At 60.1% G+C, this 14296-nt stretch carries 13 protein-coding genes; 10 read left to right on the top strand and 3 right to left on the bottom strand.

Going from position 1 to position 14296, the window contains the following annotated elements; translation table 11 throughout:
- Positions 1–85 precede the first annotated feature (85 nt).
- The 6 genes from PGB28_RS11455 to PGB28_RS11430 all read left to right on the top strand — a co-directional run bounded on the left by PGB28_RS11455 (position 86) and on the right by PGB28_RS11430 (position 3614).
- Positions 86–472, top strand: coding sequence for a DUF6878 family protein (locus PGB28_RS11455; RefSeq protein WP_271421656.1), 387 nt, complete (start codon positions 86–88; stop codon positions 470–472).
- Between the two features lies 1 nt (position 473).
- Complete coding sequence (locus tag PGB28_RS11450; RefSeq protein ID WP_090270149.1) at positions 474–935, top strand: DUF6915 family protein; 462 nt, start codon at positions 474–476, stop codon at positions 933–935.
- Between the two features lie 100 nt (positions 936–1035).
- Positions 1036–1338 carry a hypothetical protein gene (locus PGB28_RS11445; RefSeq protein WP_271421655.1) on the top strand — a complete coding sequence of 101 codons (303 nt, stop codon included), beginning with the start codon at positions 1036–1038 and terminating at the stop codon, positions 1336–1338.
- A 124-nt stretch (positions 1339–1462) separates the two neighbouring features.
- Positions 1463–2191, top strand: a complete 729-nt coding sequence (locus PGB28_RS11440; protein WP_271421654.1) for a DUF736 family protein — start codon at positions 1463–1465, stop codon at positions 2189–2191.
- Positions 2192–2476: 285 nt separating this feature from the next.
- A complete protein-coding gene (locus tag PGB28_RS11435; RefSeq protein WP_271421653.1) occupies positions 2477–2884 on the top strand; it encodes a hypothetical protein in 408 nt (135 codons plus the stop codon).
- A gap of 130 nt (positions 2885–3014) precedes the next feature.
- Positions 3015–3614, top strand: coding sequence for a rhomboid family intramembrane serine protease (locus PGB28_RS11430; RefSeq protein WP_271421652.1), 600 nt, complete (start codon positions 3015–3017; stop codon positions 3612–3614).
- A gap of 464 nt (positions 3615–4078) precedes the next feature.
- Here the strand turns inward: PGB28_RS11430 and PGB28_RS11425 are convergent, their stop codons facing one another.
- The 3 genes from PGB28_RS11425 to PGB28_RS11415 all read right to left on the bottom strand — a co-directional run bounded on the left by PGB28_RS11425 (position 4079) and on the right by PGB28_RS11415 (position 8377).
- Entirely contained in the window at positions 4079–6280 is a 2202-nt protein-coding gene (locus PGB28_RS11425; protein WP_271421651.1) for a TRAP transporter permease, read from the bottom strand.
- Between the two features lie 84 nt (positions 6281–6364).
- Positions 6365–7336 carry a TAXI family TRAP transporter solute-binding subunit gene (locus PGB28_RS11420; RefSeq protein ID WP_271421650.1) on the bottom strand — a complete coding sequence of 324 codons (972 nt, stop codon included), beginning with the start codon at positions 7334–7336 and terminating at the stop codon, positions 6365–6367.
- A gap of 126 nt (positions 7337–7462) precedes the next feature.
- The gene (locus PGB28_RS11415) at positions 7463–8377 is read right to left on the bottom strand and encodes a LysR family transcriptional regulator (RefSeq protein ID WP_271421649.1); all 915 of its coding nucleotides are present in this window, start codon (positions 8375–8377) and stop codon (positions 7463–7465) included.
- A 198-nt stretch (positions 8378–8575) separates the two neighbouring features.
- On the opposite strand from PGB28_RS11415, the gene PGB28_RS11410 reads away from it, so the two are divergent.
- From PGB28_RS11410 to eno, 4 genes are read left to right on the top strand one after another with little or no spacing between them, the layout of a single operon-like run.
- On the top strand, positions 8576–9649 hold the full coding sequence (locus PGB28_RS11410; protein ID WP_242110469.1) for a tartrate dehydrogenase: 1074 nt from the start codon (positions 8576–8578) through the stop codon (positions 9647–9649).
- Positions 9650–9659: 10 nt separating this feature from the next.
- Entirely contained in the window at positions 9660–10916 is a 1257-nt protein-coding gene (locus tag PGB28_RS11405) for a glycerate kinase type-2 family protein (protein ID WP_271421648.1), read from the top strand.
- Between the two features lie 31 nt (positions 10917–10947).
- Positions 10948–12360, top strand: a complete 1413-nt coding sequence (pyk, locus tag PGB28_RS11400; RefSeq protein WP_271421647.1) for a pyruvate kinase — start codon at positions 10948–10950, stop codon at positions 12358–12360.
- 25 nt (positions 12361–12385) lie between these two features.
- Complete coding sequence (eno, locus tag PGB28_RS11395; protein ID WP_242110408.1) at positions 12386–13663, top strand: phosphopyruvate hydratase; 1278 nt, start codon at positions 12386–12388, stop codon at positions 13661–13663.
- Positions 13664–14296 lie beyond the last annotated feature (633 nt).

Genomic DNA, 14296 nt, shown 5'->3' with positions numbered 1-14296 from the left:
GGGGTTTGCCGGTCTGCGCTTACCGGGCGCGCGCTGACCAATGCCACGCCCGGCCCCCCCCAAATTCAGACGAGAGGACAGACCCATGACCAATCCCCAGATCGACTATGCCGCGATGGCGGCTCAGTTGCGCGCGGAGCGCGAAACCACCTTGAAGGCGACCCGAGCGGAGCTGCTCGCGCAACTACGTGCGCTTGGCATCAGCGGGGTCACTGCCGAATACGAAGGCTATGGCGACTCCGGCAATGTCGAGGATGTGACGGTGCAGCCTGCAGAGGTCCAACTGCCGGAGGCGCTTGCCACAGAGGTTGGCGATTTCGCCTGGTCGCTCGCCTATCATCATCACCCGGGGTTTGAAAACAACGAGGGCGGCTACGGCACGCTGACCTGGGACATAGCACTAGACAGCATCACCCTCGATCATGCCGACCGCTATGTCGAATGCTCGCACAGCTATGACGAGGGGCTGTGAGATGGCCCATCCGCTTCATCATGCTGAAAGCTCTGCCCGGAAATTCGGCGGGGTGCCGTCTGACTATCAGGCTGTGCACGATTGGTTTGACGCCTCGAAAGAGCATCTCGCGCTCTTCACGCACCGAGCCATGCGCCACCACGCTCAAGGCCTGTTCGAGGCCGAACGTGTCTTCGGCCTGACCCTGACCAATAGCGCAGGTCGAGAGATCCCCGTGCGCTGGATCGGCGAGCAGCATGTCCGCGAAGACTGTCAGGGCCGCATTCCGAGCATGGCGGACTGGCTTCGACGGATCCAGCCTGAGCCATGGATGGCAAATGGCCACATCGACCGGCATGTCGGCAATGAGCCCTGCGGCGACCCAAGGGTTGCCTGGGCCTCCGAGGTCGCCGCCGGAAGAACGGTTCTTGGCCTGAAGGATTGGATGGCGTCGCGCGCGACGCAAGCCACGCAAAGCGCCTGACAGCTCTTGGCCGTTTGCCAAACGAATACTGCATGGAAGCCCGGTTGGACGATCGGGCTTCTTGCGTCGTTTCCCCACCATTCTTCTTGAGGAGGATCGCATGACACTCGAAGACATCAAGGCGGCCGTCGATGCCGGCCAGACCGTGCATTGGGCCAATACCGGCTACGTTGTCCACAAGGACCGGCTCGGTCAGTACCTCATCACCTATCAGCCGAACGGTAGCTGCATCGGCCTGACCGACCGGAGCGGGCACCGGTTGAACGGAAAAGAAACGGTGTTCTTCGTCGCGCAATCGAAGGACGCCGCAGAAAATCCGGGCAACCAATCAAGACCAGACGGGCAGGGGAGGGGCGTAGCACCCGGAGGCGCGGGGGCATTCCCACTCGGACGGCAGCTCTGACCCGTGGGCGGGGCTGAAAGGAAAGCGAGCTTTCTGATTTGTGATCCCAAGAGGGGTCGAGAAAGCAATCCCCGATGCGTTGGCAAGAACGTCAGGCACCGGCCAATCCAAAAGGAACCATCCCATGTTCGCAGGAACCCTCACCCGCAATGTCGAGACCGCAGCCGTTCAGTACACCGGCATGATCCACTCGACGCGCTTTGACATCGCCATCCAGTTGGAGGCACGGGCCAAGATGTCTGAACGCAGCCCGGATTACGACGTGACGGCAGTCAACAAATCAGGCCGCAAGGTGCGTATCGGCACGGCCTGGAACGAGACCGGCAATACCAGCGGCAACCCCTACATCTCGATGCAGATCGATGTCGGCCTCGGCCCGTGCCGGGTCAACGCGGTGCAGACGAAAGAGGCGCGCGCGGCCCAAAGCGGCGCGTTCGAGATCATCCCGCTGGTCTCGAACGGCCTGATGAAATCCGGCTCGATCTCGGGCGAGCTCACCGCCATGGACGCTGACAACGCCTTCACCGGCTACATCGCCAACATGATGTTCGATCTGGAGTTCATACTGATCGAGAACAGCTACAAATCCGAGGAGACCCACCCCGATTACCGCATCGAGGTCAGCTCGCCCCGGGGCACACCGATCCGCATCGGCTCGGCCTGGATGGCCAAAAGCAGTCGCACGGGCAATGACTACCTGTCGCTGCTGATCAACACGCCCGATGGCGACCTGCGCGTGAACGCCGTGCAGAACGAAGAACAGCGCGGCGGCCAGACCTTCTCGATCATCCCGTTCATCGACAGCGGTGAGCAGCCGCAGGATGCAGGCGCGGGGCTCTCCTTGGTCGCCTAATCGGCGCGCGAGGGGGAGACGATCTGAACCCAAAGGGGAACCGTGGGATCACGGTTCCCCTCTTTCCGTGTCCGTTGGCGTGAAGGACGCCACCCGCTTGCGATCAGGTGTAAATGTGATGCATAAATATATTATCGTAACATCGAGGGCGGGCGCGTGGCGGCTAGATCAGGGACGGTTCCATGGTTCGAGAGCTTTAATGTTGAGGCAGAGGTTGCAGATCTCCTCGCCCATATCGAGCGCTGCACCGGATTCGCGCTACCCGCCCGAAAGCGTGAAGTCATCATGACCCATGCAAGGGCGAAGCTCGACAGGACAAGGCAGGCATATCTGGAGGCCAAGGCGGCGGGAAAACCGGTGTCCACATCGCACAGGGCTTATCTGACCGACCTGCAGGACACGATCTTCATGGCGATCCCGGAAGAGAACCTCGCGCGGATGCCGCTGAACGAGCAGGTTCTCAACGACCCGTCATTTTACGCGGAAGCCATGCACCGTGCCGCTGCGATCAGCGAGGATGAGCTTTTCATGGCGCTGTCCTCTTCGCTGAAGGACATGACTGTCCAAGACGCTCGCGCCTTCGTCTCGAAGCTTTGGCACGGCACGATCGATGACAATGCCCGTAAATACGCCGAAGCCTTGAAGCGCCCCGAGCGTGAACCGCAGCCCTTTCGTCCGGGGAACACCGTGTAAGATCCGAGCCATTCTCTTGGCTTGAGCCGTACCGAGGTTGGCCGCCTCAAACCCCCTTTCCCAAAGGTGGCACCCTGTGCAGCGCGCGAAAGCCGTTGAAGGCGCTGTGGGGACGTCTACTGTCGCCAACATGATGAACCGGGATCACATGCGCGCCTTCTTTCGGCGCACCGCGGCGCTTGTCTCCTTTGTCGCACTGCTCTGGGCGGTTCACCTCCTCAATTGGACTATCGGTTACGGCTTGAACCCGGCCTTCGGCCTGATCCCCCGGCACGTAAGCGGATTGGATGGTGTCATCGCCATGCCCCTCCTGCATGGAAGTTTCGCGCACCTTATGGCAAATACGCCGCCGCTATTGGTGATGGGTGGGCTGTTGGTGGCAACGACCACGCGAGCCTTGCTGCCGGTGAACGCCGTGGTGATCGGCCTCGGCGGCGGTTTTGTCTGGCTGTTCGGAAGCTCGGCCATCCATATCGGCGCGTCAGGGCTCGTCTTCGGCTGGTTTGGCTTCCTCGTCGCGCGCGGCCTCGTGGATCGCTCACTGATCACGCTGGGCGCGACACTGGTGGTCGGTTTGCTCTACGGTTCCATTCTCTGGGGCGTTCTTCCGGGTCAACCTGGCGTCTCGTGGGAGGCTCATCTGTTCGGCGCTTTGGCCGGCGCGGCCGCTGCATTGCTTGTGCAAACGCATGTCCATGCGCCGCGCCTCGGCGGCGTCGATCTGGACTGAAGCGGGCCACCTGTCGTTGCCGGCCCAGACTTGCCGTTCACATAATCGACGAGCGCTGCAACGCAGCTTCTCCAAACCAGCCGTTCGTGAACTGCGCAGAATTTTCAACAGGGCAATGACCAGGTCAGCGGACATAGCACCAGTTCACTCCCTCGCAAGAAATGAGCGTTTACGATCCTAAGCGGACATGGTCTTATCGAGCGCTGCACGAAAATTCTGAAGTCTTGCGACTGCAAGGAGGTCAGCAAAACTTCAGGAAAGCTGAATCTAGGTTCAAGCGTCTTGGCAGTGACCCAACAATGCGGAAATCGCCATATATAAACCTAACCAATACCACCATCACCCAAAAAAGCTGTGACGTAAGTTACTGGTGACTGGAGAGACGTTCGCGATCATCTGGACCCATTAACTTCTCTGGAACTTGTGTGGTCGAGGCGGTCAACATTTCGACCGCCTCGGTTTTACTAATCTGCGCCGTGCGCGAGGTCTTTCGCTGTCAGAATGCGCTTCTGCAGGACCGCAATAAGCACAACAAGGCCAAGGCCAAAGGCGTCCGTCAGCCAGCCACCTGCGATCATTGACAAACCCGCTGCCAGAAGGGCAACCCGAACGACAGCACCTGCGTGTCCGATGAACCACCCCTGAACGGCACAGGAGAGAAGATAGACGCCTACAATCGCAGTGATAGCGATGTGGCCGATCTCGAACCAAGTGCCTTCAAGCAGCATCGCAGGGGAGTAGAAGAACATATAAGGGACCACAAAGGCCGCTAAGCCGATCTTGAAACTCTCGACGCTGGTTTTTACCGGGTCGGACCCTGCCAACGCAGATCCGGCGTAAGCCGCCAGGGCGACAGGCGGGGTGATCGCCGACATCACAGCGAAGTAGAAAATGAACAGGTGAGCAATCAACGGCTCTACGCCAAGATTGACGACGCCCGGTGCGATGACACTTGCTGCGACAGCATAAGCTGCGGTTGTGGGCATTCCCATCCCTAGCACGATGGAAACGACCATGGCGAAGAACAGCGCCAAGATCTGGCTCTGGTCCGCAAGCGCCAGCAGAACTGTCGAGAAGCGGGAGCCGATACCAGTCAGGGCGATGACACCCACGATGATGCCCGCGGTCGCGCAGACCGCCACCAGTTGCAGAACCATGCGCGCGCCATTGTCGAGCGCGTTAAACAGCTGCTTCGGCCCCATCCGGTGCGGCGTGAGCCAGGAAACCACGGCGGCCGTAATCATCGCCAGGGTTCCGCAACGGATCACCGAGTATCCAGCGAAGAGGGCATATATCAGCACGATGATGGGGGTCAGAAGATAGATCTGGCGGATCAACGCGCCAAGCTTGGGCAGTTGATCGCGCGGGAGACCTTTGAGGTTCGCTTTCTGGGCCGCCAGATCGATCATGAAGTAAACGGAGATGAAATAAAGCGCCGCCGGAATGATCGCGGCAGAGACGATTTCCATGTAGGGAATGCCGGTGATTTCGGCCATGATGAAGGCACCTGCGCCCATTATCGGGGGCATGATCTGCCCACCAGTCGATGCTGCGGCTTCGACCGATGCGGCGGTCTGCGGCTTGTAGCCCACCTTTTTCATCATCGGGATCGTCAGCGATCCGGTGGCCACCACGTTGCCGGCCGAAGTGCCGTTGATCATGCCCATGAGGCCTGAAGCGAAGATCGCCACCTTTGCCGGGCCACCGCGCTTGTGACCGGCAGCGGCAAAGGCGAGGTTGACGAAGTATTCGCCGACCCGCGTGGTTTGCAGGAAGGCGGCGAAGATCACGAAGAGGATGATGTAGGTCGACGAAATCGCGATGGGTGCGCCAAGGATGCCGTTGTCGGTGAAGATGTAGGAGAAGAAGCGCTTAGCGTCATATCCGCGGTGTTCGAAGATTCCCGGCAGCCACGGGCCGAGGAAGGAATAGGCAACAAAGATCGACGCGATGATCACCAGCGCCATACCTGCAAGGCGGCGGGTCAGTTCGATGATAAGGATCACGCCGGTGATCGCCGCCCACATATCTCCGGGCAGCGCCATGGGCATGCCAGCGCGCAGCTGCAACTGGCGCGCGAAAAAGATCAGGTAGGCGGTCGCGACCAGCGCGGCGACGGCTAGCAGGATGTCTCCGGCGGAAAATGCGTGACGGTCCCGTTGCGGGAAAAGCCAGCCATGCAGGATGGCCAGCGCCGAACCCGCGGCCAGCGGAATTCCGAAGGTGGACATGGCCCAGGCAGGGGGCAGCGCCACGCCCGTGAGAGTGCCATTGATCCAGATCGCGGCAACAGCGACAAGCGCATAGCCAATTCCCGCAGCGGCAAATCCCAGCAGAGCCAGCGATGCCGGGTTGCGGTTTTCGTCCCGGGTGTTTTCGGACAACGCGCTTGCGCCGAACAGCAGAAAGCCGAGAAAGAGCCCCCCGCCGACATGGCTCAGGCGGTAGGCCCAGGTCTCGAGCGGATAGACGTTCATGACCATGAGATGAAAGACAGAGTAGGCGACGCACATGGCGGCAACCACCAGGTTACGCGTGCCGGTGAATTCCCGCTGGTTACCGGCAAGCGGATCTTCATCGACGCTTGCCTTTGCGGTTTCCTGTTCGATCAGCGAAAGATCCGGATCCGCGCTGGACGGGCCTTCTTGGTGTTGAGCATTGGACATGATGTGCCATCCGGGAAATGGGATTGAAAAGGGACACGGGCAGGAGCGTACTCGACCGCCCGTGTCATGCAAACGCGAGGACGTTTACTTGAGGTCCGCCGGGATCGCGTAGCCGTTCTCTTCGAACCAGCGCACGGCACCGGGGTGGAACGGAATGACGGCATTCTTCAGAACGTTTTCCGCCAGCGTTTCCTTGGCGGCGGCGTGGTTCTGAACCATGCGGTCGTGGTTTTCCATCGCAATCGCGGTGATCTCGTAGGCCAGGCTTTCCGGCATGTCCTGATGCGCGATGGCAAAGTTCCAGAGCGACACCGTGCGCAGGTCCTCGGGCTGATCTTCGTAGGTGTTGGCCGGGATCGTGAAATCCTGCATCGCCGGCGCGAGTTCCTTGATCGTCGCCAACGTCTCGTCGCCCATCGACAGGAAGCGGACGTCGTTTTCCACGGCGAGTTGTGCATAGGCACCCGTGGGCAGACCTGCGGCATAGACAAAGGCGTCGATCAGCCCATCCTTGAGCTGGCCTGCGGTGTCCGATCCACCAGCGTTTGAGATGTTGGCGGTGTCGTCGGTGGCGTTGAAATAGCGCGTCCAGTAGGTCGCCGAGGTGCCGCCCGCCGGGCCGACCCCGATCCGTTTACCAACGAGGTCCTGGAAGTTCTGGATGTCAGAACTGGCCAGCACTGCGGCCTGAAGCGGTGTCTGGTACATCGGGAACAGGGCGCGCACATTCTCGTGCGGGACGCCGGGCATCAACGGGCTTTCGCCGCGGCGCGCTTCGTCTGCCGGGCCCAGGGTGACAAAGCCAAGCTGATGCTCGCCGGTTTCCACCAGCGTCACGTTCTGAACCGGGCCACCGGTGATTTCCACACCCGCGTTCAGGCCCAGAACTTCACTGAGCATGGCGCCAAAGCCGCTGCCATAGGTGAAATAGGTGCCGCCCTGGCTGCCGGTGCCGATGGTGATGCTGTTCGGCCAGCCGTCGCGATCCTGTGCGGCGACGGGCATTGCGATCGTGGCGCACAGTGCCGCGACTGCGGAAATGGTCTTGAATTTCATGGAACTTCCTCCTCCGATGAGTCCTCCGATGCGCCCCGTATTTTGGGGGCCGCAACAATAAACAGATCATGCGGGGATGGGCGGCCTTGGGCTATGCGCCAAATTTTATATTCAATTATGAAATAATCAGGCCGTAGCTTCCAACTCTGGCAGACGGCTTTCAAGCACGGCAAGAAATGCGTCGCGTGCCGAATCTCTTGTACCGCGCGTCCATGCCGCCGCGAGGATCAGTTTTGACCGCGTCGTTCCATCGGGAATGGACAGGGGAACGAAAGAGACGCCGGGAACCTGAAGCCGCGACGTCCAGCGCGGGACGATGGCAAGGCCTGTCCCCGCCGCGACCAGGTTGACGATGGTTTGCTTTTCTTCGGCCACCTGGGCAATGCGCGCGGTCAGTCCGACATCGACAAAGAGCTTGATTGTCAGATCGTGCGAATGTGGACGGGACCGGCGATCCGGCACGATCAGAGGTTCGTCTGCCAGATCAGAGATCGCAATACTGCTTTGATCAGCCAACCGATGGTTCTCTGGCAAGGCGACTACGGCGGTTTCGAAAAACAGCGTCCGGAAGTTGAGCCGTTGATCGCGCACATCCGGAGGTCGACAGAAAGCGATATCGAGCGAGCCGCTCAGCAGTTTCGGCAAGAGGTGGATGGTCTTCTGTTCGAAGAGCTGGATTTCGAGATCAGGTTGCTCCTCACGCACCAGCTTCAAGAGTTGCGGGATCAATCCTGCGGCCGCGCTATCGATGGCGCCAACTTTCAGGACCGGCGTCTCTGACTTGCGCACGTTGCGCACCTTTTCTTCAAATTGCTCAGCCTGCGCGACCAGAGCGCGAGCCTCTTCGAGAATGCTGGTGCCCGCTTCGGTAAGGGATACGCTGCGCGTGGTCCGGAGGAACAGTCGCGTTTCAAGCTTGTCCTCAAGTAAGCGAATTTGCCGTCCCAGAGAGGCAGGCAACATATCGAGCGATTGCGCGGCCCGCCCGAAATGCAAGGTTTCCGCGACCGCAAGGAAGCATCTGATCTGGTCGGTATCCAATCTCGCGGCTCCAATAGCCACTATTTCACATCTGTATATAATCATACGCAGATTGAGGGCGGCAAGTCCAGAGCTGTAGCGTCATGTCAAGTGTCGGACTGACGTCACACAGGAGGAGATAAGATGACGATCCAGCAAACAGCCCCTGCAAATGGCGCATCAGTGCAGTCGCAGGAACTCAACGAACGGACCCAGGAAATGAAAACCTACAAGATCGCCTCCATTCCCGCCGATGGTATCGGCCCCGAAGTCATCGCCGCCGGGCACCAGGCGCTGGAAGCGTTGGCACGCCGTGACGGCGGTTTTGCGTTCGATGTTACCGAGTTCGATTGGAGTTCAGAGCGCTACAAGAAGACCGGGGCATTGATGCCGGAGGACGGTACCGAACAGCTGAAAAATTTCGACGCAATCTTTTTCGGTGCGGTTGGCGCGCCGGACGTGCCCGATCACGTGACGCTCTGGGGTCTGCGCCTGCCGATCTGCCAGGGCTTTGACCAATACGCCAACGTGCGCCCAACTAAGATCCTGCCGGGAATTTCCTCGCCGCTGGCCGGAGTTGGCCCGGGCGATCTTGACTGGGTGATCGTGCGCGAAAACTCAGAAGGCGAATATTCCGGCGTAGGCGGTCGCGCCCATCGGGGAATGCCGGAGGAAGTGGCGACTGAAGTGTCGATCTTCACCCGCGTCGGCGTAGAGCGGATCATGCGCTATGCCTTCAAACTGGCACAGTCGCGCTCTCGCAAATTCCTGACTGTCGTGACCAAGTCCAACGCACAGCGCCACGGCATGGTGATGTGGGACGAAATTGCGCTGGAAGTATCCAAGGATTTCCCGGATGTGACTTGGGACAAAATGCTGGTCGACGCCATGACCGTTCGCATGGTTAAGAACCCGAAATCGCTCGACACGATTGTGGCCACCAACCTGCACGCAGATATTCTGTCTGATCTTGCCGGCGCGTTGGCGGGGTCTCTCGGCGTTGCGCCCACCGGCAACATTGACCCCGAGCGCCGCTATCCGTCAATGTTCGAACCAATCCACGGTTCGGCCTTCGACATAACCGGCAAGGGGATCGCCAATCCAGTTGCCACCTTCTGGACCGCAAGCCAGATGCTGGAGCATCTGGGCGAGACCGCTGCGGCGGAACGTCTGATGCGCGCCGTGGAAAAGGTGTGCGCCGAAGGCATCATGACCCCGGATGTGGGCGGCACAGCGACCACTCAGGACGTCACTGATGCGGTCTGCGACGCGATCCGCGGCGAGAATATCTGAGGACAGCCAAATGACCGAGGACGATGTAAAGGCGCTGCTGCGCCGCATGATGACGGCTGCCATCGCGGCAGCTGACCCGGCGATGGTTCTGGCACGGCACCTGCCTGAAAAGCCCACGAGTCGCTGCATCGTCATCGGCGCGGGCAAGTCAGCCGCGGCTATGGCGCGTGCCCTGGAGAAAGCCTGGCCCGATGTCGAGCTTTCGGGCATCGTCGTAACCCGCTTTGGCCACGCGGTCCCCACCGATCGCATTTCGGTGCGAGAAGCCTCCCATCCCGTACCCGATGCGGCAGGCTTGGAAGCGGCACGCGACATTCTGCAAACGGCAAAAGCCGCCAGAAAGGGCGATCTGGTGATTGCGCTAATCTCGGGCGGCGGATCGGCGCTGATGCCGATGCCGACACCGCCGCTGACCTTGGAAGAGAAGATCACGGTCAACAAGCTGCTGCTGAAATCCGGCCTGACCATCGACGATATGAACCGCGTTCGGCGCAGGCTGTCGAAGATCAAGGGTGGCGGGTTGGCTCAGGCTGCAAGTCCAGCGAGATTGGTGACTCTTGCGATCTCCGATGTCCCTGGCGACGATCCTGCGGCTGTTGCGTCTGGACCGACTGTGCCTGACCCCTCTTCGGGCGACGACCTCTCGCAGCTGGTCGACCGGCTTGGCCCGGACCTGCCGTTGACTGCGCGTGAAATCCTTTTAGCTAAAGCCGAGAAAACCACTGATTTCGAGGTCGATTTCAGGATGATCGCGACACCGCAGATGTCGCTGGAGGCCGCAGCGACGGTGGCGCGAGAGGCTGGAGTGACGCCGGTTCTGCTGGGGGACGCCTTGGAAGGCGAGGCGCGCGAGTTGGGCATTGCCATGGCGGGCATCGCGAAATCTGTTGCCCGTCACGCTGCGCCAGCGCGTGCCCCGGTGGTCTTGCTGTCAGGGGGTGAGACAACCGTGTCCATTGGCGATACTTCCTCGGGGCGCGGCGGACGGAACACCGAGTTCCTGCTGAGCCTCGCGATTGCCCTGAACGGCCATCCCGGCATTCACGCCCTGGCGGTGGACACCGACGGAATCGACGGCACCGAAGATGCCGCTGGTGCTGTGATCGGCCCAGACTTTCTGGAGCGCGCGCAAACAAAAGGCCTGGATGGCACTGTCAATCTGAGGAACCACGACAGCTATTCGCTGTTCGAGGCCACTGGTGACCTGATTCGCACCGGGCCGACCCTAACCAATGTGAATGATTTCCGCGCCGTCGTGGTGCTTTGACGCCTGCTCAGGCCTAACCGAAGGACATCCCATGATCCGCGAAAGACGCGCCAAGATCGTTGCAACCGTTGGGCCAGCCAGCGCCTCGCCGTTCATGTTACGCAGCCTGTTCAACAAGGGGGTTGATACCTTCCGGCTGAATTTCAGCCATGGCGAACATGACATTCATGCGACCACCATCGCAGCAATCCGTGCTTTGGAAAGCGAGGTCGGCGTGCCGATTGGGATCCTCCAGGATTTGCAGGGACCGAAGATCAGACTTGGGCGAATTGCCGGTGGCGCTCGTATTCTCGACCGACATGAGAAGGTATGCTTTCTACCCGTTGAAACGGCCAAAGACGATACATGTCTGCCTTTGCCTCACCCTGAGATATTCGCGGCTATTGAGCTGGGCCATCGGGTGTTCATCGACGATGGGCGCGTGCGACTTAGAATTACCGACAAGCAGGCGGGCAAACTTGAGGCCGAAGTCATCGAAGGCGGCAAGGTCAGCGACCGCAAAGGGGTCAACCTGCCCGACTGCGTGCTCGACTTGCCGGTGCTAACCGAAAAGGACCGAGCAGATCTTGAGTTCGGCCTTGCCCACGGCGTCGACTGGGTGGCGCTGTCTTTCGTGCAGAAATCCTCCGATCTCGATGAAATCGCCCGGATCATCGACGGCCGGGCTGGTCTGATCTCGAAGATCGAGAAGCCATCCGCGCTCGACGGCATCGACGCGATCATCAACCGGTCCGATGCCATCATGATTGCCCGTGGCGACCTCGGCGTGGAAATCCCGCCCGAAGACGTGCCCGCGCGGCAAAAGGAAATCATCGCGCTGTGCCGCCGCGCCTGCCGCCCGGTGATCGTGGCCACGCAAATGCTGGAATCCATGACAGCCTCCCCCGCGCCCACCCGCGCCGAAGCGTCAGACGTCGCCACCGCAATCTATGATGGTGCCGATGCCGTGATGTTGTCGGCGGAGAGCGCGACCGGAGCCTATCCGTCTGAGGCCGTCGAGGTGATGGACCGGATCATCCGATCAACCGAAAGTCATGCGTTTTACACCAAGGCGATGACAGCCTCGCGCGAGCCATCACAGACGGATGCCGATGCCATTGCCGATACTGGTGCAACGCTCGCATGCGCACTGCACGCAAAGTGCATCATGGCCTATTCCATGTCAGGGTTGACAGGCCTGCGCATTGCGGCACGACGTCCAAAACTGCCTTTGATCGTGATGACTCGCGACCAATCCGTATCGCGCCGAATGGCTTTGGTCTGGGGCGCCCGCTCGGTTCTGGAGGCGACAGCGGAGGACTATGACAGCATGGTCGAAACAGCCAGGTCGGAATGCCAGCGCCTTCTGGCACCGAATGTCGGGGACAAGATGGTGGTCTTGTCAGGTGTCCCTTTCGGGCAAGTGGGAAGCACCAACAACATCCGTGTCGCGACCTTCCGCTGATCAAAATGAACAAGGCTGAAACACCATGAGCTCCATCATCGACATCCACGCACGCGAAATCCTTGACAGCCGGGGAAACCCTACTGTCGAAGTCGATGTCACCCTCGACGACGGCACGCTTGGCCGTGCTGCCGTGCCATCAGGGGCCTCCACCGGCTTGCACGAAGCGGTTGAGCGCCGCGATTGTGATATGGCGCGCTACATGGGCAAGGGAGTTCTAGAGGCAGTGGCGGCGGTCAACACAGAGATCGCCGAGACCATCGTCGGCTTTGACGCTACCGAACAGGTGGCCATTGACATGGCCATGTGCGAACTCGACGGCACCGAAAACAAAGGTCGCCTTGGCGCAAACGCCATACTCGGAGTGTCGCTGGCCGTTGCCAAAGCAGCGGCCAAGTCCACCGGTCAACCGCTCTTTCGCTATGTCGGCGGAACTTCGGCACGCGTCTTGCCTGTGCCCATGATGAACATCATCAATGGGGGAGAGCATGCCGACAATCCGATCGACATCCAGGAATTCATGATTGTGCCGGTTGCGGCGGCGAACATACGCGAAGCCGTGCGCATGGGCTCGGAAGTGTTCCACACGCTGAAAAAAGAGCTTTCGATGGCCGGCATGTCGACCGGCCTCGGCGACGAAGGCGGCTTCGCTCCAGAGATCGGCTCGACCCGCGATGCGCTGGATTTTATCCTCAAATCGATTGAGAATGCAGGCTACAAGCCTGGCGAGGACTTCTACCTGGCCATGGATTGTGCTGCGACTGAGTACTACCGCGACGACAAATACAACATGAATGGCGAAGGCTTGTTGCTGACATCCGAGGAGAATGTCGACTACCTCGCGCGGCTCTGCGACGACTATCCTATCGTCTCGATCGAGGATGGCTGTTCGGAAGATGATTGGGACGGCTGGAAGTTGTTGACCGACCGGCTGGGTGACAAGATTCAGCTCGTAGGGGATGACCTGTTTGTGACCAACCCGGCGCGTCTTGCGATGGGCATCGAGCGGGGATGCGCAAACTCGATGCTGGTCAAGGTGAATCAGATCGGCACTCTGACCGAGACGCTCGAGGCCGTCGGTATGGCGCACCGCGCCCGCATGACCAATGTCATGTCGCATCGGTCGGGTGAGACCGAAGACTCTATCATAGCTGATCTCGCTGTTGCGACCAACTGTGGTCAGATCAAGACCGGCTCTCTTGCACGCTCGGACCGGTTGGCGAAGTACAACCAGTTGATCCGTATCGAAGAGATGCTGGGCGCGGTGGCCGAGTACGGAGGTAAGAGCATCCTGGTGAGCTAAGGCCAACTTAAGGCGATTGTATATTTGACAAACCTGTGTCGTGAGTGTCCGTCGTCGGGGTAACCTGACTCAAAGGACGTACAGGCTCCAAATAGAAAGCCAAGGTTGTCGATGCTTGTCCCGGTGTTTGGGACGAACTCTTCATATCTCAAATAGGTACTTCTCAAAATTCGATAGCAGCGAAAGTCTGCTTCCCGCCCATCACGTCGAATGCTTAGACAAGTAATCCTTATAGTCGGCAGCGGAGTCACCTGCACATTGACCTTGGGCTAAGCCTTGCGGGCTCCCCAGCTCGGCTTTGCGTGTCGCAAGGGAGAACGGCCCTTCGGTCCGTCGCGCATTCGGCCATGCGGCCTCACCGCGGCGTCGCACCTAGGCCCCCGGTTTGCCCGCCTCGCGAGCACGTCCCTCCCCGGCCGCTCCGCCGGATTGCGCTCTGGTCTGTTTTGCGGGGCAAAACGATCCCGCCGCTTCATCCGTCTCCCGCGTCCGGTCGGGCCGTTTGCCTGCTCGGGTCGGGCAAACCTACCGTCAAAACACACACACATGAGTGCGGAAGCATATCCTCCGGATGGCCCCCAAATCAGCCCGCGTCAAGGATCGCAAAACTTTTCGGCGAGGGCGGAGCCGGTG

Origin of the sequence: Primorskyibacter aestuariivivens (genome assembly GCF_028023675.1) — a bacterium.
GTDB lineage: Bacteria > Pseudomonadota > Alphaproteobacteria > Rhodobacterales > Rhodobacteraceae > Marinovum > Marinovum aestuariivivens.
Note: the sequence above shows the minus strand (reverse complement) of the source record. Positions and strands in the feature narration are given on the sequence as shown.